The following is a 21561-nucleotide window of genomic DNA, read 5'->3' as shown; positions in this document are numbered from 1 at the left end:
GTTGTCGGAGCGTATGTCCGAGGCGAAACCCAAATTGAAACAGGCCGACGGCATCAAAACGCGCGGTGCCTTGAAGCCGCCACAGAAAGCGCCGCGTGACCAAAGGCCACGCCACGAGGAGCTGCGCGAAAAAAAGCTGTCGAGTGCCGAAGCTGCCCCGGAGGTCGACGGCCAGCCGGGGCCACCACCGGATGCTGTCGAGCCCGATCCGCAACTGACGCCCGAAGGGGCCGAGCAGGAGCGCAAGAAATATCTGCTGCGGCGTTTCTGGATCAGCGCGCGCGGTTACTGGAGCCGGCGCGGCGACCGGCTCGCCTGGCCATTGACGATCGGGGTGCTGCTGCTGATCTGCATCAATATCGGCTTCCAGTATGGCATCAATGTCTGGAACCGTTCGATGTTCGATGCCCTCGAGCAGCGCAATGCGCGCAGCGTCTATTTCCTCAGCGCCGTCTTCGTGCCGCTGGTAATCTGCAGCGGCAGCCTTGTCGTCGCGCAGGTCTACCTGCGCATGACGATCCAGCGCCGCTGGCGTTCCTGGCTGACCACCGCGGTCATCGCGCGCTGGCTGGCAGGCGGCCGCTACTACCAACTGAATCTCGTCGGCGGCGACCACCAGAACCCCGAGGCCCGCATGACCGAGGATCTGCGCATCGCCACCGAGTCGCCGGTCGATTTCATCGCCGGCGTCCTCAACGCGTTCCTGTCTGCCTCGACCTTCATCGTCGTGCTGTGGACCATCGGCGGCGCGCTCACTTTGCCGATCGGCGGCGAGAGCATCACCATTCCCGGCTTCCTGGTCATCACCGCGATGATCTATGCCGCCATCACCTCGACCGCGATGGTGGTCATCGGCCGCAATTTCGTCCAGCTCTCCGAGCGGAAGAACCAGGCGGAGGCCGAACTGCGCTACACGCTGACGCGCGTGCGCGAAAACGGCGAGAGCATCGCCTTGCTGGGCGGCGAGGAAGAGGAGCGCAGCGGCATCGACAGGAATTTCGGCCATGTGCTGAGGCAATGGGCGCTGCTGACGGGCCAGCACATGCGCACGGCGGCGGTGTCGCAGGGATCGAGCCTGTTTGCGCCGGTCGTGCCGATCCTGCTGTGCGCTCCAAAATTCCTCGAAGGCTCAATGACGCTTGGCGAGGTGATGCAGGCAGCGTCCGCCTTTGGCATCGTGCAAGGCGCGTTCGGATGGCTGGTCGACAACTACCCGCGTCTTGCCGACTGGAACGCCTCCGCGCGGCGCATAGCATCGCTGATGATGTCGCTCGACGGGCTCGAGCGTGCGGAGCAGAGCGATGCGCTTGGACGCATCCAGCACGGCGAAACCGACGACGGTGCCATGCTCAGCCTCGACGATCTCTCCGTGACGCTCGACGACGGCACCGCCGTGGTCAAGGAGACCGAGGTTGCGATCGAACCCGGTGAGCGGGTGCTGGTGGCCGGCGAATCCGGCTCGGGCAAGTCGACGCTGGTGCGGGCCGTCGCGGGCCTGTGGCCGTGGGGCGGCGGCAGCGTCAATTTCCACGCCGACAGGCGACTGTTCATGCTGCCGCAACGCCCCTACATCCCTTCGGGCACGCTTCGCCGCGCGGTCGCCTATCCCGCGGCGGCGGACAAGTGGACGATCAAACAGATCAAGGCCGCCCTCGACAAGGTCGGCCTCGCCTACCTTGCCGAAAGGATCAAGGAAGAAGCGCCATGGGACCAGACGCTGTCGGGCGGCGAAAAGCAGCGTCTCGCCTTCGCGCGCCTGCTGCTGCACCGCCCCGATATCGTCGTGCTGGATGAAGCAACCTCGGCGCTCGACGAGAAGAGCCAGGACACCATGATGGCGACGGTGATCCGCGAATTGCCTGATGTCACCATCATCAGTGTGGCGCACCGGGCCGAGCTGGAAGCCTTCCACAGCCGCAAGATCACCCTGGAACGGCGCGAGGGCGGCGCCAAGCTTGTCAGCGACATCAACCTCGCCCCACGGAAGCGCAACCTGCTGAAGCGTGCCTTGTGGGGTTCCGGCAGCCGGGCCGAAAGGCCGCGCAAGGAGTAAGGCGCCCCTGCCCCAGGCACCGCGCAACTATGGTGCGTATATGTCCTTGTAGGTATCGCGCAGCACGTTTTTCTGTACTTTGCCCATGGTGTTTCGCGGCAGTTCATCGACGAAGATCACCCGCTTCGGGTGCTTGTATTTCGCCACCCGCCCGGCGATGGCGCCGAGAATTTCGGCACCGGTGATCCGCGATGACGGCGCACGCACGACGACAGCGGTGACACCTTCGCCGAAATCCGGATGGACAACGCCGATGACGGCGCTTTCGCTAACCCCGTCGAGCGCGTCGATCTCGCTTTCGAGTTCCTTCGGATGGATGTTGTAGCCGCCCGATATGATAAGGTCCTTGCCGCGGCCGACAATGTGGACGTAGCCGTCGGCGTCGATCATACCGAGATCGCCGGTGATGAAAAACCCGTCGGCTCGGAATTCCGCCTTGGTCTTCTCCGGCATGCGCCAATAGCCGCCGAAGACGTTTGGGCCCTTCACCTCGATCATGCCGACCTCGCCCTGCGCAAGCGCTGCGCCGCTGTCTGGATCGGCGATGCGAAGCGTGACGCCGGGCAAGGGGAAACCGACGGTACCGGCGCGCCGCTCGCCCTCATAGGGGTTCGAGGTGTTCATGTTGGTCTCGGTCATGCCGTAGCGCTCGAGGATCGCGTGGCCGCTGCGCTCGCGCCAGGACTTGTGCGTCTCGGCCAGCAGCGGCGCCGACCCGGAAATGAACACACGGATGTTTTTTGCCGCCTCATGGTCCAGCCCATCCTGCTGCAGCAGGCGCACGTAGAAGGTCGGCACGCCCATCAGGGCCGTGGCACGCGGCAGCAGCGAGACGATGCGGGCCGGATCGAACTTCTGCTCGAACAGCATCGAGGCGCCGGCCATCAGGACGACATTGGTGGCGACGAACAGGCCGTGCGTGTGGAAGATCGGCAATGCGTGGATCAGCACGTCGTCTCCAGTGAAACGCCAGTGCTCGACCAGCACGCGCGCGTTCGAAGCAAGATTCTCGTGGCTGAGCATGGCGCCTTTCGACCGGCCGGTGGTTCCCGACGTGTAGAGGATCGCCGCGAGGTCATCCGGCCCACGCGCCACGTTATGAAAATCCGTCGGCAGTCGCGAGGCCTGGTCGGTCAGCGATCCCCGGCCGTCGCGGCCGAGCGTGACGGTGACGGCGCCGGTCTTTTCCGCCAGCGCGCCGATGTCGGCCGCTCTTGCCGGATCGCAGACGACCAGGCGTGGTTCTGCGTCGCCGAAGAAATACTCCAGCTCAGCCAGCGTGTAGGCGGTGTTGAGCGGCAGGAAGACGGCGCCGGCTCGCAGGCAGGCGAGATAGAGCATGACCGCTTCCGGGCTCTTCTCGACCTGCACGGCAACGCGGTCACCGGGTTCGACATCGAGTTGCAGGAGCGCATGCGCAAGCTGCGCCGAGCGGGCCAGCATATCGCCATAGGTGAGCGAGCGGCCATCATCGGTTTCCATCAGCAAGCGCGCTGGCGCCGGCATCCGGGACCGGAACGCATCGAACAGATGATTGCTCATGAAGACTTCCCTGGGTGCGGCGGCGCTGAGCATGCGCCTGTCGCGGCATGCCTCGGCGGCGAGAGTTCGCGGTTCTTGGCCGCGCCGTCAAGCCCGCCGACAGCGGTTCACGCCAGCCGCGCTCGACGCGGATTGCGAGCAAGAAACGAGCGCAAGAGCCCGCCGGGAATCGGCTGTTATCGCCGAGCGCGTTTGCGGGCGAGTTCCTTCGTTTCGTCGTCCTGCTCGAAACGCTTCATGCACATGGCGGCAGTCAACTGGTAATGGTTGAGCAGTGCCTCGACGGCACCGTCGGCATTGCCGTCCAGGGCACATTCGGCGATCAGGCGATGCTCGCCGAAATCGTCGCGCTGGACGCCCTCGCCATCATTGGCCATTTGCCGGTAGCGATAGGCGTGATCGGAGAGCTGGTCGCAAAACCCCACCAGCCATTGCGACCGGCAGGCCGAAATCAACACCCTGTGGAAGATACGATGCAGCCTCTCCCAATCGGGATTGAGCGAAAAGAGATCCTGCGGAGACAGACGTGACGCGCGTCCCAGGCGATGCAGCGCCAGCACGAGCTGTTCTTCCCATTCGGCGGTGCGGTGGGCGATGGATTCGCGAAGCGCCCGCTCCTCGAGCCAGCAGCGGGTGCGCGTCAGCTCCTCGAGTTCCGACGCACTGACCGGCATGATGAAGAAGCCGCGCTGATCGTGCCGGCCGAGAAGTCCTTCCGAGGCGAGGCGATTGAGAGCTTCGCGGACAGGCGAGGCGCCGGCTCCATATTTGGAGACCACCCATTCGACCCGCAGCTTGCTCTCGGCCTCAAGAACACCACCGAGAAGATCGTCCCGCAATTGCTGATAGACCGTACTGGCAAGCGTACTCTTCGGTCCCGCAGCGTCGTCGTTCAGATTGGCAGCTCCGTATGTCATAGCGACTCCTTGTCCCCAAGACTTGTCCTGGGCGATTCGAGTCCGAAAGCATTCGCCTTCTCGTACTTGTACCATACAGTGCGGGCATTCGCCTGCTCAAGCACAAGATCACGTTATTGTACTTTAGCACGAAGGAATATGCGGCATCTGGAGCTCAATGCTGTAATTCCGCTCATTTTCACAACCTGCGGGAACTTAACATGTTTTGTATGCACGCAGGAGAATCTGTTCTTTCTGTTCTTTTGTATGCGCGCGGGATCAACTGTCTGCTGTGAGGACCCTTGAGGCCGAATCAGGCAGCCGCTCCAGATCCGATACCGTTGCGCATCAGACCATCACAAGCCTCGGCCGGTACCAGAACCTTGGCCGGCATGCCGGGCTGAACGCGGGAAAAGCGCTGGTTAGCCGGCTGCGTGGTCGGCTGCCGTCCTGATCGCCTGGATGTTCTGACGGTAAGCCTCGACGCTGCCGCCTTTGAAGATGGCGGCGCCCGCCACCAGCACGTCGGCGCCGGCGGCGGTGACCAGCGGCGCGGTTTCGGCTGAAACACCGCCGTCGATCTCGATGCGGATCGGCCGGCCGCCGATCAGGGCCTTGACCCGCTTCACCTTGTCGACGATCGCCGGGATGAAGGCCTGGCCGCCGAAGCCCGGATTGACGGCCATGATCAGGATCAGGTCGAGCCGGTCGAGCACATATTCGACCACGCTTTCCGGCGTCGCCGGATTGAGCGACACACCGGCCTTCTTGCCGAGGTTCCTGATGGTCTGCAGCGAGCGGTCAAGATGCGGGCCGGCTTCGGCATGGACGGTCAAACCGTCGCAGCCGGCCTCGGCGAAAGCGGCCAGATAGGGGTCGGCCGGGGCAATCATCAGATGGCAGTCGAAGAAGGCCTCGGTGCGGTTGCGGATCGCCTTGATCACCGGCGGGCCAAAGGTGATGTTGGGCACGAAATGCCCGTCCATCACATCGAGATGGATCCAGTCGGCGCCGGCCGCCGCCACCGCTTCGACCTCATCGCCGAGTTTGGAAAAATCCGACGCCAGCACCGACGGTGCAATCAGGGTCTTTCTGCTCATGGATGCGGCCTTTCCGAGTGCCCTTCACGTTCGGCCACTCTATCGACTGCCTAATGCGCTCCAGCCGACTTGTCGAGGGCACGGGCGCGGCGGCTGCACGGCCGGAGGTGGCGTTGCGGCGTCCGCGATCCTGTTGCAGCCAATTTCCGCTTGCCTCGGAGCCATAAGAAAACCCGCCGGATTGCTCCGGCGGGTTTCTGGTCTGGTGTCGAGCAGGCGGTTTATTGCTGCTGAAGCTTCAGTATCCTGTCTGGAACCGGGTCCTGCTGCTGTTCGACCTGCGGCCTGCGCCGTGGCAGTACCTGCTGCAGCAGCAGGCCGGGGTTGAACTCCAGCGACGGTTGCCCGCGGAGCGGCCGGCAGTTCGGATAGCGTCCGATCGTACCTTCCGGGCAGCGCCGCCTGATGATCGGCTGGCACTGGCCGTTGATCATCTGCGAGCCCGGTGCGCATTCCACCTCTTGCCTGGGCTTGCGGCATGCGCCGTTGATCACCTGCGTCCCACGCGGACAGACACACTCGCCACGCTTGTTGTGGACTTGGCCGCGTATGTCGCATTGCTCCTGCGTCGGTTGCTTGCGCCGGCAGGCATTGCCCCGCACCTCGGTACCCCTCGGGCAGACACAATTGCCCTTTGCGTCATGGACCTGGCCACGGATCGTGCATTGCTCAGGCTTTGGCCGGATCGGACGACAGGCGCCATTGCGCACTTCGGTCCCTCTCGGGCAGACGCAGTCTCCATCCGCGTCGTGAACCTGGCCACGGATCGTGCACTGCTCAGGCTTCGGCTGGATCGGGCGGCAGGCATTGCCCCTGATCTCCGTTCCCCTGGGGCAGACACAATCGCCATCGGCATTGTGGACCTGGCCACGGATGGTGCACTGCTCGGGCTTGTCGGTCCTGACACATCTGCCGTTCTCAAGCCCGGTTCCGCGTGGGCAGACGCAACGTCCGTCCTCGGTGCGGATCTGGCCTTCGAGCAGCACACAGCGCTTCGGCTGTTCCGGCTTCGGCACGATACCGCCGCCCGGCGAGCACTGGCCGTTGCGGTAGGTGGTGCCTTCCGGGCAGACGCAGCGGCCGGCATCGTTCATGACGAAGCCTTGCGAGCATTCCTTCTTCGTCTCCTGGCTGATGGTGAAGGGATGGCAGGCATAGGCCTTGCCGCGATCGCCCTGCACATTGGCCTGATCGCCGCCAAGCACGTCGCCACCGCCTTGCACCCGTGTGTCGGGAGAGAGCACGCCGACGCAGTTCTGGCCGCTGACATTGCCCTGCAGATTGGCCAAACGACCGTCGTCGGGAATGACCACGGTGACATGATGCACCCGGCTTTCGCCGGCGCCGAGCGACAAATTGGCAATGCAGGACGCAGGCAAGGTTGCCGGTTCCGGCGAGCAGCCGAAGGGCGGATCGATCGACGTGATCTCAACGCCTTCCAGCCTGCCGAGACCCTCCACGCCGATCGCATCGCCAATGCGGACCGGCCCGGAGAAGGCGGTCGCTCCGTCATTGGTGACGGTGATCTCGAACGAGCAGGGTTGGCCGAGCCTGCATTCGCGGTCGCCGGTCTTTTCGACACGGATGGTCGAGGCGCCGCCGCCCTTGGCGCAGGCCTGGCCAAAGGGATAGACGACGTCGTCGCCCGGTGCCGGCCCATAGGAGCCCCGCGCGCAGTTTTCGAACGCGCCATTGGCCGAAACCGTCACGTCGAAGTGGCGACTGGTTCCAGGTGTCATGACGGCACCGGGAATCTGGCACGACAGCGCGTTGGCCGGAACCGGTCCGCACGCCCATTCCGCGCCGTCAGGGGTGACGGTCTGGATCTGGACAGGCGCGCCGCCGGCCACCAGCGTGGCGGCATCGTTGACCCGCACCGGACCGGTGGGGGCAGCGGTGCCAAGGCTGATGACGGTGATGCGGCAAGAGATCAGCGCGGCACCGGCGAGCGAGCCGTTGCAGACCTTGGCGATGCGCAGGGTCGGCTTGCCGCCATTGGGATGGCGGAAGCGTTCCTTGGCGCAGGCCTTGTTGTTGGTGAGGTCGTTTTCGCCGGGGATGGGCTTCACCGTCGCGCAATTCTCGACAATGTCCGACTGATAGCCGGCCGGCATGACCGCCTTGACGACGATCGGCGTCGAGCCGCCCGGAGGCAGCGAGATCCCCGCATGGTCGCAACGGAACAGGCCGGGACCTGTCGGTATGCAGGTCCATGGCGGGCTTGGGCCGAAGGTCGAGGAGGCCGGCGCGCCGGCCGGGTAGCTGTCGATCACCGTCAGCGGCCCGTTATAAGTCGATGTGCCGTTGTTGATGATGTCGATCACGAAGTGGCAGATGCCGTCGGCCGTGCAGACCGGGACGCGGGCACGCTTCTTCAGGATCAGGTCGACCTTCTTCTCGACCGGCGGCCGGCAGTCGCGGTCACGATCGCCACGCCGGCAGATCGGGATCGAGGCGCAGCCGCGATCGTTCGACTGGCTGCCGAACAGCGACTTGCCGCTGGCGCCGTAATTATAGGTGGCGCAGTTACGCAAGACGCTGCCTTGCCAGCCTCCGGCCGGCTTGAAGCCGAGCTTGAGGTTGACGGAGGCCCCCGGATTGAGCGTGGTTACGGGGTAGGTGCAAATCATCGGGGTGGCGCCGGGTACGCAGACCCAGGGCGGATTGGGTCCTGAATCGAGCGTCGATCCGGCCGGCAGCGTCACCTCGTCGAGCACGATCTTGCCGTGGTAGGCACCGGTGCCGACATTGGTGACCCTGATGGTGAAGTCGCAGCCGCCACCCATCGTGCAACGCGTCACGTCGGCGCGTTTCTCGACCTTGAGGTCCGGCTCCTTGTCCTTGGGCGGGCACCTCTGGTCACGCGGGATGACGATGTCGATCGTCTGCGTGCAGCAAAGGCCCCAGCCTTCCTTCGGACCGGCATAGGTTTCGATGCCGGTGACGATGAGGTGGATGACGTCGCCGGGCGATGCGCCGACGATCTTCCAGTTGAGCACACCGCCGCCCGCCGGCACCAGCTGGGTGTCGGGGATGATGGTGACGCCTGATGTGGTCGTCGACACCTGCACCCACTTGCCGCCCATCTCCGGGCCGACCGGCATGTGGTAGATGAAGGCGCCGCCGCCGGGCACGCAGTCCACCGTGCCGCGTTCCACCTTGAAGCATTCCCGGTCGGGAGGCGGTGGCCGCTTATCACAGTTGGTGAGGTCGATCTTGATCGAGGTCTTGGCCCCGGTCTTGTAGTCGCCATCGTCGGGCTTGCCCGGATCCTGCGACGGGATAATGGTCCCGGGGCCGGCTCCGTTGCTGACCTTGATCACACCCTGGTTGTCGATCACGGTCGGCGAAGGAAACGCCGCATGGTCGATCTTGGCCGTGATCTGGAAGTTGATGACGCGTTCATTGGCGGCACCGGCGCCGTCGAGATCAGCGGCGGAGAGCCGGAAATTGGACACCGTTGCCGTGTCGTTCGGACCGGCCGAGGTGCTGATCGAAACGCCGGGCAATGGTCCGCCCGAAGCGTCCGTGCCGTCGCCCGACACATTCGCGCTGACGATCGAAAGGCCGTGTGGAAGCTGGTCCTTGAACTCGATCTTGAGCGTTTTCAGCAAGGCTGTCAGGTCGGCGAAGGCTTGCGCATCGCCGCGCAGGCCAAAGCTCAGGGAGTAGACGACATAGTCGCAGCTCCGCTGGGTGCCTTTCTTGGTGAAGAAGGGCACCGCCCGCTCCGGCCTCGGATTGACGATCTTCGAATTGTCGAGATCGAGCCTCAGTTCCGGGGTGATCGGGGCGGCGTCTTCCGCGTGGCTTGCCACAGGGGTGAACATGGCGACCGCGATACCGGCCGCCATCAGCCAGCGCGCGCCGCGCCTGGCGTATGACAGGGGTTTCATGATCGTCTCCATGACTGTGGATTGCGAGCTCGTCGTGAGCGGGGAGAGTGCGAGATTTTTCATCTTCCCCTCCTCAACGTTCGCAGCTGACGGCTGGGGTTCGGAGCGGCAAGATCATCTTGCAGCAAGGGTAGTAGCCACCCTTGTCCTTGTCGGACTTCCTGTAGAAGCAAAGTCCAACATCCACTCTGTCGCCCGGATAGTGGCCGGTGATGTCGACCGTGTAAGGCTTGCCGGGCGCATGCGACTGGGATGATGTCACCCCGACGCCTGGCGTCCTGGACTTTGTCTCATTGGAAGGTTGGGCCTTGACCGAATCGCCGCCGAAGCCGGCATGGTCATGGAGATAGAGATCGGCCTGGAGGCCGCGAGGCGTACAGTAATACCTGATATCCTCGACATCGATGCACGGAGGCAGGTTACCGGGTGGTGGGAAATCCGGCGGGTAGAAGGGGGGCAGGTAGCCGCCCGGGATTTCCTCGTAATAGCCGGCGCGGCCCTCGCAAGGATGCCAGACGGCAACGTCACCGACATGGCCCTCGACCTCCGGATCTTCAAAATAACCGTCGAAGTCGACGAACCAGGAGCCGAAGGGCGGCACGTTGGCCGGCTTGACCAGCTCTTTCGGCGTGATCTGGACGCCATGCACGGCCAGCGGCCCACCGGCGGCGAGCTGTTCGGCGAGTGAAGGATTGTCGCGCAGCTTGTCGCCTGACTTGACCAGCGTCTGCGTGCAGACCGATGTGTCGAGATTGCCGTCGGAATCATAACCATATTGCAGGTCGAGACCGCCGGCGGCCTGCCGATTGCCCTGCGGGAAACCGACCGCATATTCCTGCGGCACTTCGACCCAGACCGATTCCGTCTCCGGATCGTCCGGGTTCTCTCGGAAGTAGCGGATGACCTCGCCTTTGCCGGAATCGGCGAATTGGCTGTAATCGTAGCGGTTCTCGACTGGGCCGCGCTGGGCTAGGTACATGAAGCCGCTATTCTCGAAGGCGATGTCGGTGACGGCGTAGTCCTTGTCGGCCTTGACCGTCAGTTCCCAGCGCGGGTCGCCGACAAAACTGCCGTCGCGGGCGATGCCCACCGACCAGATTTCCGACTTTTCGCCGACCGAGTAGTAGAGCCGGCCGCCATGGTAGGAGACGCCCCAGACGCGGCGCTCGTCCTGCGTGTAGCCCCAGCTGTCGGGGTCTTCGCTGTCGAAGGTCGCTCCCTTTATGTCCATCACCGAACCGTCGTCGGCGACTGGAGCAAGCCCATGCGCGGGACGGCCGGCAACGCCGTGATCGAAGCTGTCGATCAGCCTGCCTTTGGCATCGATGCGATGGATCAGGCCGGTATCGAGATCGGAGGCGAAGAACTCGCGGTGAGTGGCGTCGAAAGTGAGATTGCCGATGCCGGGACCGCTGTTGGTGTCGATGTCGGCGAATTTGGAGACCTGGCCGGTGATGCCGTCGATCTTCCAGACGGTGCCCGGCCCGCCGCCGTTTTCGGTGCCGAACTGGCCATCCATGAAGATGGCGCCGGCAGCGCCGCGGCGCTGCCGCTCGGGGCGGCCGTCATCGTCGGCGTCCGGGGTGACGATACGGATGCCGTGCAGCGAGGTGGCGCCGGCATAGAGATTGGGAATGCCCGTCGGAACGCCGTCGCGCACGCCGTCATCGTAGGTGACGCCGAACACCTGGCCGACCTGCTCCGCCGTCACCTCGAAGGGCGGTGGCGTGTTGACGAGCTGGCCGGTGGCTGGTCCGCCCAGTTGCGAGACGTCGAAGACGCGCAAGGTGGCGCGCGTGGTGTCGATGAAGGTTTCGTCGACCGGATCGACGCCGGGCGGCAGTCCCTCTTTTTCGGAATCAGGGGGGTCGAAATTGGGAATGATGGTGCCGGAAAATCCGGTCACCGCCATCGAACCGGGATAAATGATCCGGGTTTCCTGCGCCTGCGCGGCGCCCAGCCACAGGCCGAGTGCCATCAACCCGCCTGGATGCACAGCGCGGCGCAAGCCGCCAGCAAGAGACGACACGAACGAGCCGCGGATGCGAGACATGACACTACCCCCCGTAGTCGACGGGAGAACGTCGGGTCTGGCCGCGCAAATCAGGGCAAGGCGCGGCGGTCCGGCTCGTTCTTCCCTGATCGAATTGTCTGCTTTCCTCAAGATGACGATACGCCTGCTCTTACGCAGGGTCAACGGAATCAACAGAAAGCCCAGCGCATCGACCTCGTCCCGAAGGCGGTGGTCGCGCCGAGCTCCTGTTGTTCCCGGAGACCTGGGAGTCTCTGGGTTATTGGTCATGGGGGCTTCCTTTCCGGGCCGCACCATGCGGCACCTGGAGATCAGTCGCAGGCGGAGGTGGAAAGGTTCATGGAAGCCTTGCGCAGAATGCTTGCGCGCGATGCCGCCTGTTCTTATATACGCGCCAAGCCGTTCGGCGCCGGAATGCCGGTTGCCGGAACGGGATTTCTTGTGAACAGGGGCTTTCGTCGGAACGCCTGTACGGGTCCTGATAGCCTGCTTAGCGGAGAGACTAGAAAAATGGCAAAAGTAATCGGTATCGATCTCGGCACCACCAACTCGTGTATCGCCATCATGGATGGCAAGGAGCCCAAGGTGATCGAGAATGCGGAAGGCGCGCGCACGACGCCTTCCATCGTCGCCATTTCGGGCGACGACGAACGTCTGGTCGGCCAGCCGGCCAAGCGCCAGGCGGTCACCAATCCTGAAAACACCATCTTCGCGGTCAAGCGCCTGATCGGCCGCCGCTATGACGATCCGGTGACGGAGAAGGACAAGAAGCTTGTCCCCTACAAGATCGTCAAGGGCGACAATGGCGATGCCTGGGTCGAAGCTGGCGGCAGGAAGCAGTCGCCCTCGCAGATTTCGGCCATGATCCTGCAGAAGATGAAGGAGACGGCGGAAGCCTATCTCGGCGAGAAGGTCGAGAAGGCGGTCATCACCGTTCCAGCCTATTTTAACGACGCCCAGCGCCAGGCTACCAAGGACGCCGGCAAGATCGCCGGCCTTGAAGTGCTGCGCATCATCAACGAGCCGACCGCGGCAGCGCTTGCCTATGGCCTCGACAAGAAGGAAGGCAAGACCATTGCCGTCTATGACCTTGGCGGCGGCACGTTCGACATTTCGGTGCTCGAAATCGGCGACGGCGTGTTCGAGGTCAAGTCGACCAATGGCGACACTTTCCTCGGCGGCGAGGATTTCGACATGCGCCTGGTCGAATACCTGGCGGCCGAGTTCAAGAAGGAACAGGGCATCGACCTGAAGAACGACAAGCTTGCCCTGCAGCGCCTCAAGGAGGCGGCTGAAAAGGCCAAGATCGAGCTGTCGTCGACCACCCAGACCGAAATCAACCTGCCCTTCATCACCGCCGACGCGACCGGGCCGAAGCACCTGACGCTGAAGCTGACGCGCGCCAAGTTCGAGCAGCTGGTCGACGACCTGGTCCAGCGCACGATTGCCCCTTGCAAGGCGGCATTGAAGGATGCCGGCCTGAAGGCCGGCGAGATCGACGAAGTCGTCCTGGTCGGCGGCATGACCCGCATGCCCAAGATCCAGGAGATCGTGAAGCAGTTCTTCGGCAAGGAGCCGCACAAGGGCGTCAATCCGGATGAAGTCGTTGCTCTCGGCGCCGCCATCCAGGCCGGCGTGCTGCAGGGCGACGTCAAGGACGTGCTGTTGCTCGACGTGACGCCGCTGTCGCTCGGCATCGAGACGCTGGGTGGCGTGTTCACCCGCCTGATCGAGCGCAACACGACGATCCCGACCAAGAAGAGCCAGGTGTTCTCGACGGCCGAGGACTCACAGTCGGCCGTGACCATCCGGGTCTTCCAGGGTGAGCGTGAAATGGCCGCCGACAACAAGGCGCTCGGCCAGTTCGACCTGGTTGGCATTCCGCCGGCGCCGCGCGGCGTGCCGCAGATCGAGGTCACCTTCGACATCGACGCCAACGGCATCGTCAACGTTTCGGCCAAGGACAAGGGCACCGGCAAGGAGCACCAGATCCGCATCCAGGCATCGGGCGGTCTTTCGGACGCCGACATCGAGAAGATGGTCAAGGACGCCGAGGCCAATGCCGAGACCGACAAGAAGCGGCGTGCGCTGGTCGAGGCCCGCAACCAGGCCGAAGCGCTGCTGCATTCCTCGGAGAAGTCGCTGAAGGAATATGGCGACAAGGTTTCGGAAGGCGAGCGCACGGCGATCTCCGACGCGATCGCGGCGCTGAAGACCGCGACCGAAGGCGACGACCCGGCCGACATCGAAGCCAAGAGCCAGGCGCTTGCCGAGGCTTCGATGAAGCTTGGCCAGGCCATGTACGAGGCTTCGCAGAAGGAAGCGGCCGAAGCCGACGCCAAGGCGGATGCCGCCAAGGACAGTGACGTTGTCGACGCCGATTTCGAGGAAATCGACGAGGACGACGACAAGAAGAAGTCGGCCTGAACCGTTTGACGGCAAGATAAAGCGAAAAGCCCGGCGAAGGCCGGGCTTTTTTGCAACCCCTTGCAGAAAAACAGCGGGCCTTGCTGAAAAAATGCAGGCAAAGCCGCGTCGACACTGGCATCCCCCTTCCATCGCACCTAAATCGAAGCGTCAGTGCCGGCAAGAGACGCAACAATGCTTCAAGACGTTGAGCATCCGGACAGCGGGAAAAAATGAAAGCTGATTTCTACGAGACGCTGGGCGTCCAAAAAGGCGCCGACGAGAAGGAGCTCAAGAGCGCTTTCCGCAAGCTCGCCATGCAGTTCCATCCCGACCGCAACCCCGGCGATCATTCCTGCGAGCACAAGTTCAAGGAAATCAACGAAGCCTACGAGACGTTGAAAGACCCGCAGAAGCGCGCGGCCTATGACCGCTTCGGCCACGCGGCCTTCGAACAGGGCGGCATGAATGGCGGCGCGCAAGGTTTCGGCGCCGGCGGTTTCGCCGATATCTTCGAGGATATTTTCGGCGACATGATGGGCGGGCGCCAGCGCCGTTCGTCGGGCGGCCGCGAACGCGGCGCCGACCTGCGCTACAACATGGAAATCACCCTGGAAGAGGCTTTTGCCGGCAAGACCGCGCAGATCCGGGTGCCGGCGTCGATCTCCTGCTCTGAATGTTCGGGCAGCGGCGCCAAGCCCGGCACCCAGCCCGTCACCTGCTCGATGTGCAACGGCCACGGTAAGGTGCGCGCCACGCAAGGTTTCTTCTCGATCGAGCGGACCTGCCCGCAATGCCAGGGGCGCGGCCAGACAATCAAGGATCCGTGCCCGAAATGCGCCGGCCAGGGCCGCGTCACCGAGGAGCGTTCGCTGTCGGTCAACATCCCGGCCGGCATCGAGGACGGCACCCGCATCCGCCTTGCCAATGAGGGCGAAGCCGGCCTGCGCGGCGGGCCATCGGGCGACCTCTATATTTTCCTGGCGGTCAAACCGCACGAGTTCTTCCAACGCGACGGCGCCGACCTGTATTGCAAGGTGCCGATTTCGATGACGACGGCCGCCCTTGGCGGCTCCTTCGAGGTGACGACGCTGGACGGCACGCAGACAAAGGTCAAGGTGACCGAGGGCACGCAGAACGGGCGCCAGTTCCGTCTCAAAGGCAAGGGCATGCCTGTGCTGCGTCAGCCCAATGTCGGTGACCTCTACATCCAGACCGCGGTCGAGACGCCGCAGAACCTGACCCGCCGCCAGCGTGAGCTGCTGGAGGAGTTCGAACAGCTCTCCTCGCAGGACAATTCGCCCCAATCGAGCGGCTTTTTTGCCCGCATGAAGGATTTTTTCGAGTCCTTTGGCGAACGTTGATGCACTTTGGCCAGCCTAAGCCGATTTGCAACGCGCAAATCCCTGAATCGCGTCACCCCTTGAGACGCGACGAAAATTATCTTATCCACGACATGCGTCCGGCCGCGCCTTGCCTAGCACCGCTCAGGTGCTAAGTAACTTTGCGGGGAGCGCTGAGGAGAGCTTGCATGACACGTGGCCCTGGACTGCGGAAGGCGCTTGTCGAAAAGTTCGACGACGAACTCAGATTCTTCAAGGGCTGGATCGACAAGCCGAAGGCGGTTGGTTCGATCGTGCCCACCAGTTCGGTCACCGCGCGCAAAATGGCCTCGATCGTCAATCCTAAATCCGGCCTGCCGGTGCTTGAGGTCGGCCCCGGTACCGGCGTGATCACCCGCGCCATCCTCGCTCAGGGCGTGCGGCCCGAAAACCTCTACGCGGTCGAGTATTCCGCGGATTTCGTCCGTCATCTGCGGCGGCTCTATCCCGGCGTCAACGTCATCGAGGGCGATGCCTTCAATCTCAACGCCACGCTTGGCGACAAGAGCGGGATGATCTTCGATTCCGTCGTTTCCGGCGTGCCGCTGCTCAACTTCCCAGTCGCCCAGCGCATTGCCTATATCGAGAGCCTGCTCGACCGCATCCCGGCCGGACGGCCGATCGTGCAGTTGACCTACGGCCCGATGTCGCCGATCCCGGCCGGCCGTGGCAATTATACGGTCAAGCATTTCGATTTCATCCTTCGCAACATCCCGCCGACCCAGCTGTGGATCTACCGCCGCGAAGCGCATTAATTTCTCGGCGCGGGGTTGTTCGCGGATCGCCAGTGCTCACCGCATACCTTGGCAATGGCGGGAACGTCCCTCGCTTCGTCATCCACGGGCGGAGCAAGGAGCGTAGCGACGCAGCGCAGACCCGAGGATCCATGCCGCGACTTCCGAGCGCCGCTACGGCGCAGAATTCTGTTCCGCTGCACTCCTGGATAGCTGTCACGGACTGGATTCCAGGGTCTCCATGACGGAGCTTCGCCCAGGGATGACGAAGTTGGCGTTGATTTGCTCGGTCCTTGGCTGTACCTGTCCGGGAACAAGGGTGGCCAATGGCAGTGATCCCGAAAATCCTCGTCTTCGCCGGCTCGGTGCGCAGCGGCGCCTATAGCGGCAGGACGGCCGACGTGGCGCAGAAGGAACTTGCCATGCAAGGCGCCGAGGTGACCCGCATCTCGCTTGCCGACTATCCCTTGCCGATCCTGGACGAGGATCTGGAAAAGGAAAAGGGTGTTCCCGAAAACGCCCAGAAACTCGGCCGTCTGGTGATCGCCCATGACGGGCTGCTGATCGCCACGCCCGAATATAACGGCTCCATTCCGCCGCTGCTCAAGAACACGATCGACTGGGTGAGCCGGGTGCGCAGGGATGGCGGGCGGCCGGTGAGGCCACTTGCCGGCAAGGTCGTTGGCCTCTGTTCGTCCTCCAGCGGGCACTTTGCCGGCATCCGCTGCATCAACCATCTGCGCGCCGTGTTGGTACGTTGCCAGATGGAGGTGGTGACGCCGGAATGCTCGGTGCCCGAGGGTGGCAGCGCCTTCGACGAGGACGGCAATTTCCGTGACGAAAGACTGTGCAAATCGATGGAGCATCTATGCCGCACGCTGATCGAAACCTCGCGCATGCTGTCCACCCGGATAGAGACATGATTGCCAGCACCTTGCAGGCCCAATCCATGCAGGAAAGGCTGATCGTCGGCCTCGACGTGCCGACAGTGAGAGAAGCCGAGCAGGCGGTGCGCGAACTCGACGGCGTCGTCTCCTTCTACAAGATCGGCTACCAGCTTGCCTTCGCCGGCGGGCTCTATTTCGCCAGGGAACTGGCCAGCGGCGGCACCAAGGTCTTCCTCGACATGAAGCTGCTCGACATCGACCACACGGTGGCCAAGGGCGTCGAGAACATCGTCAAGATGGGCATGACCATGCTGACCATCCACGCCTATCCGAAGGCTATGCAGGCCGCCGTAGAGGCGGCCAGAGGCAGCGACCTTTGCCTGCTTGCCGTCAGCGTGCTGACCTCGATGGACGAGCAGGACATGATCGACGTCGGCTATGAGTACGACCCGCATACGCTGGTGCTGCGGCGCTCGGAACAGGCGCTGCATGCCGGCATGGGCGGCATCGTCTGCTCGGCCGCGGAGGCCGAGGCGGTGCGCCGCATCGTGGGACCCGACATGGCGGTGGTGACGCCCGGCATCCGGCCGGCGGGCAGCGATCATGGCGACCAGAAGCGCGTGGTGACGCCGGGCCAGGCGATCCGCAACGGCGCCAGCCACCTCGTCGTCGGCCGTCCGATCGTGGCGGCGGCCAACAAACGGGAAGCGGCCGAAGCCATCCTCGACGAGATGCGCTCGGCCTGAGATTTCCAAGAATAAGTTCGGAGACCAAGAAAATGCCCAAGGGATACTGGATCGCCCGTGTCGATGTGCGCGACGCGGAAGGCTACAAGGACTATGTCGCCGCCGCCAAGCCTGCCTTCGAGCGCTTCGGTGCGAAGTTCCTGGCGCGCGGCGGCGAGCATGAAAAGGCCGAAGGCCCCGGCCGGGCACGCAACGTCATCATAGAGTTCGAATCGCTTGCCGCCGCGCATGATTGCTACCATTCGCCGGAATACCAGCGCGCCGTCGCCATCCGTCAGAAGGTCGCCGACGGCGAAATCGTTCTGGTCGAGGGCGCCTGAGGTCCTTGCAAGCATAGTTCCGAAGAAAGTCATTCCGGTTTCACCGGAGATCATGCTCAAAATCGGATAGAGCCTGGCGGCGTTTGAAGCCCCGCAGGCCCATTTTACATCTCTTTGCTCCGGCGATTTCACGGTCATCTGCCTGGCGCAGTTGCCGGGTGCGGAGCCGTGCCGACGAGCGGTCATTCAAATGCGGGTCGGATTGCCGGTTGACATGCAGGTATTTACCTGCATATTGTGCCTTATAACAGAGTGAGGCAGATGGACGCCGACAAGATTTTCAAAGCGCTGGGCGATCCGACACGCAGAAGGCTGCTTGACCTTCTGTGCGAGCAGAACGGGCAGACGCTCAGTCAGCTTTGCGACCATCTGGACATGGCCAGGCAATCCGCCACCCAGCACCTCGACCTGCTGGAGGCGGCCAATCTGGTGAGCACGGTCAAGCGCGGCCGCGAGAAGCTGCATTTCATCAATCCCGTGCCGCTGCACGAAGTCTACGAGCGCTGGGTACGGAAATTCGAACGGCAGCGGCTCAGCCTGCTGCACGACCTGAAGCAGGAACTCGAAGGAGAAGACCGATGACCAGGGAAACGACCAGCTTTGTCTACGTGACCTATATCCGCTCGACGCCGCAGAAGGTGTTCGAGGCCATAATCAAGCCCGAGATCGCGAAGCGCTACTGGGGCCACGAGAACGTCTCGGAATGGACGCCGGGCTCGAAATGGGAGCACATCCGCGCCAATGACGAACGGACCGTCGAACTCGTCGGCAAGGTCGTCGAGATTTCGCCGCCGACCCGCCTCGTCATCACCTGGGCGAACGCTTCGCAGGCGGACGATCCGTCGAAAACCAGCCGGGTGACGTTCGCCATCGAGGAATACGACACCATGGTGCGGCTGACCGTCAGCCATGACGAGCTCGAATCCGGCAGCGGCATGGCGAAGGGCGTCAGCCAGGGTTGGCCGGCGGTGCTGTCGAGCCTGAAATCTTTCCTCGAAACCGGCAGCGGCATCGACATTTTCGCCAAGCCGAAATCGGCCTGATGCTGCGACCTCAAGCAGAATCAGACCCGTGGAGAATGGCAATGACCAAACGCTTTACCGGCGGCTGCGCATGCGGCGCGATCCGCTACGAAACCAATGACGAGCCGATCTTCCAGAACCACTGCCAGTGCAGCGATTGCCAGAAGCGCTCAGGTACCGGCCACGGATCCTACCTGACCTTCGGCCAACGTGCCGATATGGCCATCACCGGGGAGGTGAGCACCTGGCGCGTGGCGGGCGCCAGCGGCAACGAAAAAATCCACACCTTCTGTCCAACCTGCGGAACGCCGGTCTTTCTGATACCCGTCGCCATGCCCGAGCTGATAGTGGTCCACGCGGCCAGCCTCGACGATCCGGAACAGTTCAGCCCGCAGATGGTGACCTACACGAGCCACGGGCATGCCTGGGACAAGATGGATCCGTCCTTGCAGGCGGTCGAGCGAATGCCGTAGTGGAACGCGTCCGCCCGTCGGCCCGCGATCTGCCCTCGCGCCTTCAGGCGCGATGCTCTTGGTCGATCAGCCGGCTCGCCGCGGTTTCGGCCATGGCATCGGCCAGCTCAAGACCCCATTGCTGGCGGCAATAGGCGCGAAAATCGAAGCAGGGCAGGCCGGGGCAGACCTCGAACTCGATAAGGTGGACGGTGTCGTCGGCCTCTACCCTGAGATCGATCGAAAACACGTCGCGCAGTCCGAGCCCGCTCATCAGCCGCCCGGCGATCGCGCGAATCCTGGCGTCGGCGGCCGGCTGGCTGTCGGCAACCGCGACGAGTTCCGGTTCGGCGTAGTGTCCCGCCGCTTTCGCCGCCTCGCCAGTGTCGCCGTAGAGCGCCAGGCTGTCGGCCATGGTCTGGAAATCGGCGCCCGAATCGACAAAGGCCACGCCAAGCGCTTCGACCCCGGCGCCTGGCACCAGGCCGAGGAAACTGGCGCGCACGTTGCGGCCGGCGACATAGGGCTGGACGACGACATCGTCGCGATAGGCCGAAAAGACGCGCCGGCTAAGCTCCAGCGCATGGCCGAGGTCGGCCACACGCGAGTCCGGCCAGATGCCGATCTTGGCGCCGAGCCGGTTGGGCTTGACGAACCAGCCGGCGGGCGAGGCCGGCGGCTCGACCAGCCATTGGCCGTCGCGCGCGAGCCCGGCCTGCGGCACCGGCAGGCCGAGCGCGCCGAGCACGGCTCCGGAGCGGAACTTGTCCTGGCAGAGCGCGAACAGCGCATCGTCGGCGCCTATCGTCTTGAAACCGCCCAGTCGCGCCAGAGCGGGCGCCGCGCCGCCGCGAAAATAGGCAATGCCGTCGGTCAGCGTCCAGACCAGCGTTGTGCTGGGATGCTCACCGGCGAGGACGCTTGCGGCGTCGTCCAGCGCCACTGGCGCAAACGACAGGCCGCGTGCCTGGCAGGCGCGGTCAAGCGCCTCGAATTCAGGAGCGAGATCGGTCGACTGCGCCAGATAGGACGCAATTTCGCCGGCACGCTGCGGCGCATGACCGTCGGCGACCAGACGGTCGAAACAAGCCTTCTCCGGCTCATGGACGAGGATCAGTCTTGGCTTGCGGCTGGGCATGAGATGACGATCCCCGGCAGTAGGATTGCCTACCATCGCATGGTCGAGGCGTCAGGCTCTCGCGAAACCGACACGGCGCGGGCGGTTGCGTGACAACGCACCGTCCGACCGCAGAATCCAGTTCGCTCAGGCGATCAGCACGCGCGGCTCGAAGCGGCCGTTGACGGGAATATCGAGCAGAAAGGTCATGCCGCCCTGCAGATCCAGCAGACGCTGCTTCTCATCCTTGCCCGACCAGGCGGAGGTGACCGCCAGCCGATCGGCCTTGGCGCCGACAAAGGCCGGGCAGGATGGCTGCGTCACCGGCATGGCGACCGTGCGGACGAGCTTGCCGTCGGGTCCATAGGCTTCGATGACGCTGCCGCCCCAGACGGCGTTCCACAGGATGCCGTCGCGGTCGAGTACGGACCCGTCGATATAGCCCTTGGCCGAGCGGTGATCGACGAACAGCTTTGGCTCACCTGCAGGCAGACCGGTCGCCGGGTCGCAGGCGACGCGCATCAGCAGCCCGGTCGAGGTGTCGGTGTAGTAGGCGATCGCGCCATCCTCGGTAAAACAGATCGAATTGGAGACGGTGATGTCCGAAAACAGGCGGCGCAGTTCGCCCTTGAAAAACCAGTAGATAGAACCCGCGCCTTTTTCCTCACCCTTGCCCATGGTGCCCATCCACAAGGCGCCGCAGGGATGGACCCGGGAATCGTTGGAGCGCGTGACCGGATTGTCGGCCTCGACGGGCGTGTGCAGCGTCAGTTTGCCGGTCGCGACATCGCGGACATAAAGGCCGGTCTCGGCGGCGACCAGCTGGCGCTTGTCGTCGACGACGGCGATGGCGCTCGCCATTTGACCAAGCTCATGGACGGTAGTCGCGCCGCCTGACAGCCGCTTTTCCAGAAGCTGGCTGTTGACGATGTCGAACCAGTAGAGCGTATCGGTGGCGGGATCGTAGCTCGGCCCC

General features: G+C 63.8%; 17 protein-coding genes. 10 read left to right on the top strand and 7 right to left on the bottom strand.

The genetic code is table 11. The features are described 5' to 3' along the window. Positions 1–13 precede the first annotated feature (13 nt). Positions 14–2053, top strand: a complete 2040-nt coding sequence (locus tag EOB49_RS22965; RefSeq protein WP_127382314.1) for an ABC transporter ATP-binding protein/permease — start codon at positions 14–16, stop codon at positions 2051–2053. A 27-nt stretch (positions 2054–2080) separates the two neighbouring features. Here the strand turns inward: EOB49_RS22965 and EOB49_RS22960 are convergent, their stop codons facing one another. The 5 genes from EOB49_RS22960 to EOB49_RS22940 all read right to left on the bottom strand — a co-directional run bounded on the left by EOB49_RS22960 (position 2081) and on the right by EOB49_RS22940 (position 11816). Next, complete coding sequence (locus tag EOB49_RS22960; protein WP_127382313.1) at positions 2081–3595, bottom strand: malonyl-CoA synthase; 1515 nt, start codon at positions 3593–3595, stop codon at positions 2081–2083. A 176-nt stretch (positions 3596–3771) separates the two neighbouring features. Beyond that, positions 3772–4512: a GntR family transcriptional regulator gene (locus EOB49_RS22955; protein ID WP_127382312.1), complete on the bottom strand. Its 741-nt coding sequence runs from the start codon at positions 4510–4512 to the stop codon at positions 3772–3774. 401 nt (positions 4513–4913) lie between these two features. Next, positions 4914–5591: a ribulose-phosphate 3-epimerase gene (gene rpe / locus EOB49_RS22950; protein WP_127382311.1), complete on the bottom strand. Its 678-nt coding sequence runs from the start codon at positions 5589–5591 to the stop codon at positions 4914–4916. Positions 5592–5812: 221 nt separating this feature from the next. Next, positions 5813–9550, bottom strand: coding sequence for a DUF11 domain-containing protein (locus tag EOB49_RS22945; RefSeq protein ID WP_127382310.1), 3738 nt, complete (start codon positions 9548–9550; stop codon positions 5813–5815). 10 nt (positions 9551–9560) lie between these two features. After that, positions 9561–11816: a hypothetical protein gene (locus EOB49_RS22940; RefSeq protein WP_164781774.1), complete on the bottom strand. Its 2256-nt coding sequence runs from the start codon at positions 11814–11816 to the stop codon at positions 9561–9563. Between the two features lie 213 nt (positions 11817–12029). On the opposite strand from EOB49_RS22940, the gene dnaK reads away from it, so the two are divergent. From dnaK to EOB49_RS22895, 9 genes are all read left to right on the top strand, one after another. Then, the gene (gene dnaK, locus EOB49_RS22935) at positions 12030–13946 is read left to right on the top strand and encodes a molecular chaperone DnaK (RefSeq protein WP_023810872.1); all 1917 of its coding nucleotides are present in this window, start codon (positions 12030–12032) and stop codon (positions 13944–13946) included. 212 nt (positions 13947–14158) lie between these two features. Next, positions 14159–15289, top strand: a complete 1131-nt coding sequence (gene dnaJ, locus EOB49_RS22930; protein WP_013528587.1) for a molecular chaperone DnaJ — start codon at positions 14159–14161, stop codon at positions 15287–15289. Positions 15290–15456: 167 nt separating this feature from the next. Further along, positions 15457–16062, top strand: a complete 606-nt coding sequence (gene pmtA / locus EOB49_RS22925; protein WP_127382308.1) for a phospholipid N-methyltransferase PmtA — start codon at positions 15457–15459, stop codon at positions 16060–16062. Between the two features lie 305 nt (positions 16063–16367). Continuing rightward, positions 16368–16964, top strand: a complete 597-nt coding sequence (locus EOB49_RS22920; protein ID WP_127382307.1) for an NADPH-dependent FMN reductase — start codon at positions 16368–16370, stop codon at positions 16962–16964. Continuing rightward, positions 16961–17674 carry an orotidine-5'-phosphate decarboxylase gene (gene pyrF, locus EOB49_RS22915; RefSeq protein ID WP_164781773.1) on the top strand — a complete coding sequence of 238 codons (714 nt, stop codon included), beginning with the start codon at positions 16961–16963 and terminating at the stop codon, positions 17672–17674. The genes EOB49_RS22920 and pyrF overlap by 4 nt, the downstream gene beginning before the upstream one ends. A gap of 32 nt (positions 17675–17706) precedes the next feature. Next, positions 17707–17994: a DUF1330 domain-containing protein gene (locus EOB49_RS22910; protein ID WP_023762651.1), complete on the top strand. Its 288-nt coding sequence runs from the start codon at positions 17707–17709 to the stop codon at positions 17992–17994. Positions 17995–18255: 261 nt separating this feature from the next. Further along, entirely contained in the window at positions 18256–18576 is a 321-nt protein-coding gene (locus tag EOB49_RS22905) for a helix-turn-helix domain-containing protein (RefSeq protein ID WP_127266739.1), read from the top strand. Further along, on the top strand, positions 18573–19037 hold the full coding sequence (locus tag EOB49_RS22900) for an SRPBCC family protein (protein ID WP_127321644.1): 465 nt from the start codon (positions 18573–18575) through the stop codon (positions 19035–19037). The genes EOB49_RS22905 and EOB49_RS22900 overlap by 4 nt, the downstream gene beginning before the upstream one ends. Positions 19038–19078: 41 nt before the next feature. Next, positions 19079–19489: a GFA family protein gene (locus tag EOB49_RS22895; protein ID WP_127328002.1), complete on the top strand. Its 411-nt coding sequence runs from the start codon at positions 19079–19081 to the stop codon at positions 19487–19489. 43 nt (positions 19490–19532) lie between these two features. Here the strand turns inward: EOB49_RS22895 and EOB49_RS22890 are convergent, their stop codons facing one another. Then, the gene (locus EOB49_RS22890) at positions 19533–20606 is read right to left on the bottom strand and encodes a D-alanine:D-lactate ligase-like protein (RefSeq protein WP_127382306.1); all 1074 of its coding nucleotides are present in this window, start codon (positions 20604–20606) and stop codon (positions 19533–19535) included. Between the two features lie 126 nt (positions 20607–20732). After that, positions 20733–21561 (bottom strand): SMP-30/gluconolactonase/LRE family protein (locus tag EOB49_RS22885; protein WP_164781772.1); only part of this gene is annotated, 829 nt, incomplete at its 5' end.

Source organism: Mesorhizobium sp. M7A.F.Ca.MR.148.00.0.0 (assembly GCF_003997735.1).
Classification (GTDB): Bacteria; Pseudomonadota; Alphaproteobacteria; order Rhizobiales; family Rhizobiaceae; genus Mesorhizobium.
Note: the sequence above shows the minus strand (reverse complement) of the source record. Positions and strands in the feature narration are given on the sequence as shown.

Bases quoted from the DNA above. Each gene is read 5' to 3' on its own strand.
- EOB49_RS22960 (WP_127382313.1), bottom strand. From the start codon at position 3,595: ATGAGCAATCATCTGTTCGATGCGTTCCGGTCCCGGATGCCGGCGCCA.
- EOB49_RS22900 (WP_127321644.1), top strand. From the start codon at position 18,573: ATGACCAGGGAAACGACCAGCTTTGTCTACGTGACCTATATCCGCTCG.
- dnaK (WP_023810872.1), top strand. From the start codon at position 12,030: ATGGCAAAAGTAATCGGTATCGATCTCGGCACCACCAACTCGTGTATC.
- rpe (WP_127382311.1), bottom strand. From the start codon at position 5,591: ATGAGCAGAAAGACCCTGATTGCACCGTCGGTGCTGGCGTCGGATTTT.
- EOB49_RS22920 (WP_127382307.1), top strand. From the start codon at position 16,368: ATGGCAGTGATCCCGAAAATCCTCGTCTTCGCCGGCTCGGTGCGCAGC.
- EOB49_RS22945 (WP_127382310.1), bottom strand. From the start codon at position 9,550: ATGAAAAATCTCGCACTCTCCCCGCTCACGACGAGCTCGCAATCCACA.
- EOB49_RS22895 (WP_127328002.1), top strand. From the start codon at position 19,079: ATGACCAAACGCTTTACCGGCGGCTGCGCATGCGGCGCGATCCGCTAC.
- EOB49_RS22910 (WP_023762651.1), top strand. From the start codon at position 17,707: ATGCCCAAGGGATACTGGATCGCCCGTGTCGATGTGCGCGACGCGGAA.
- EOB49_RS22940 (WP_164781774.1), bottom strand. From the start codon at position 11,816: ATGGTGCGGCCCGGAAAGGAAGCCCCCATGACCAATAACCCAGAGACT.
- EOB49_RS22905 (WP_127266739.1), top strand. From the start codon at position 18,256: ATGGACGCCGACAAGATTTTCAAAGCGCTGGGCGATCCGACACGCAGA.
- EOB49_RS22890 (WP_127382306.1), bottom strand. From the start codon at position 20,606: ATGCCCAGCCGCAAGCCAAGACTGATCCTCGTCCATGAGCCGGAGAAG.
- pmtA (WP_127382308.1), top strand. From the start codon at position 15,457: ATGACACGTGGCCCTGGACTGCGGAAGGCGCTTGTCGAAAAGTTCGAC.
- dnaJ (WP_013528587.1), top strand. From the start codon at position 14,159: ATGAAAGCTGATTTCTACGAGACGCTGGGCGTCCAAAAAGGCGCCGAC.
- EOB49_RS22955 (WP_127382312.1), bottom strand. From the start codon at position 4,512: ATGACATACGGAGCTGCCAATCTGAACGACGACGCTGCGGGACCGAAG.
- pyrF (WP_164781773.1), top strand. From the start codon at position 16,961: ATGATTGCCAGCACCTTGCAGGCCCAATCCATGCAGGAAAGGCTGATC.
- EOB49_RS22965 (WP_127382314.1), top strand. From the start codon at position 14: ATGTCCGAGGCGAAACCCAAATTGAAACAGGCCGACGGCATCAAAACG.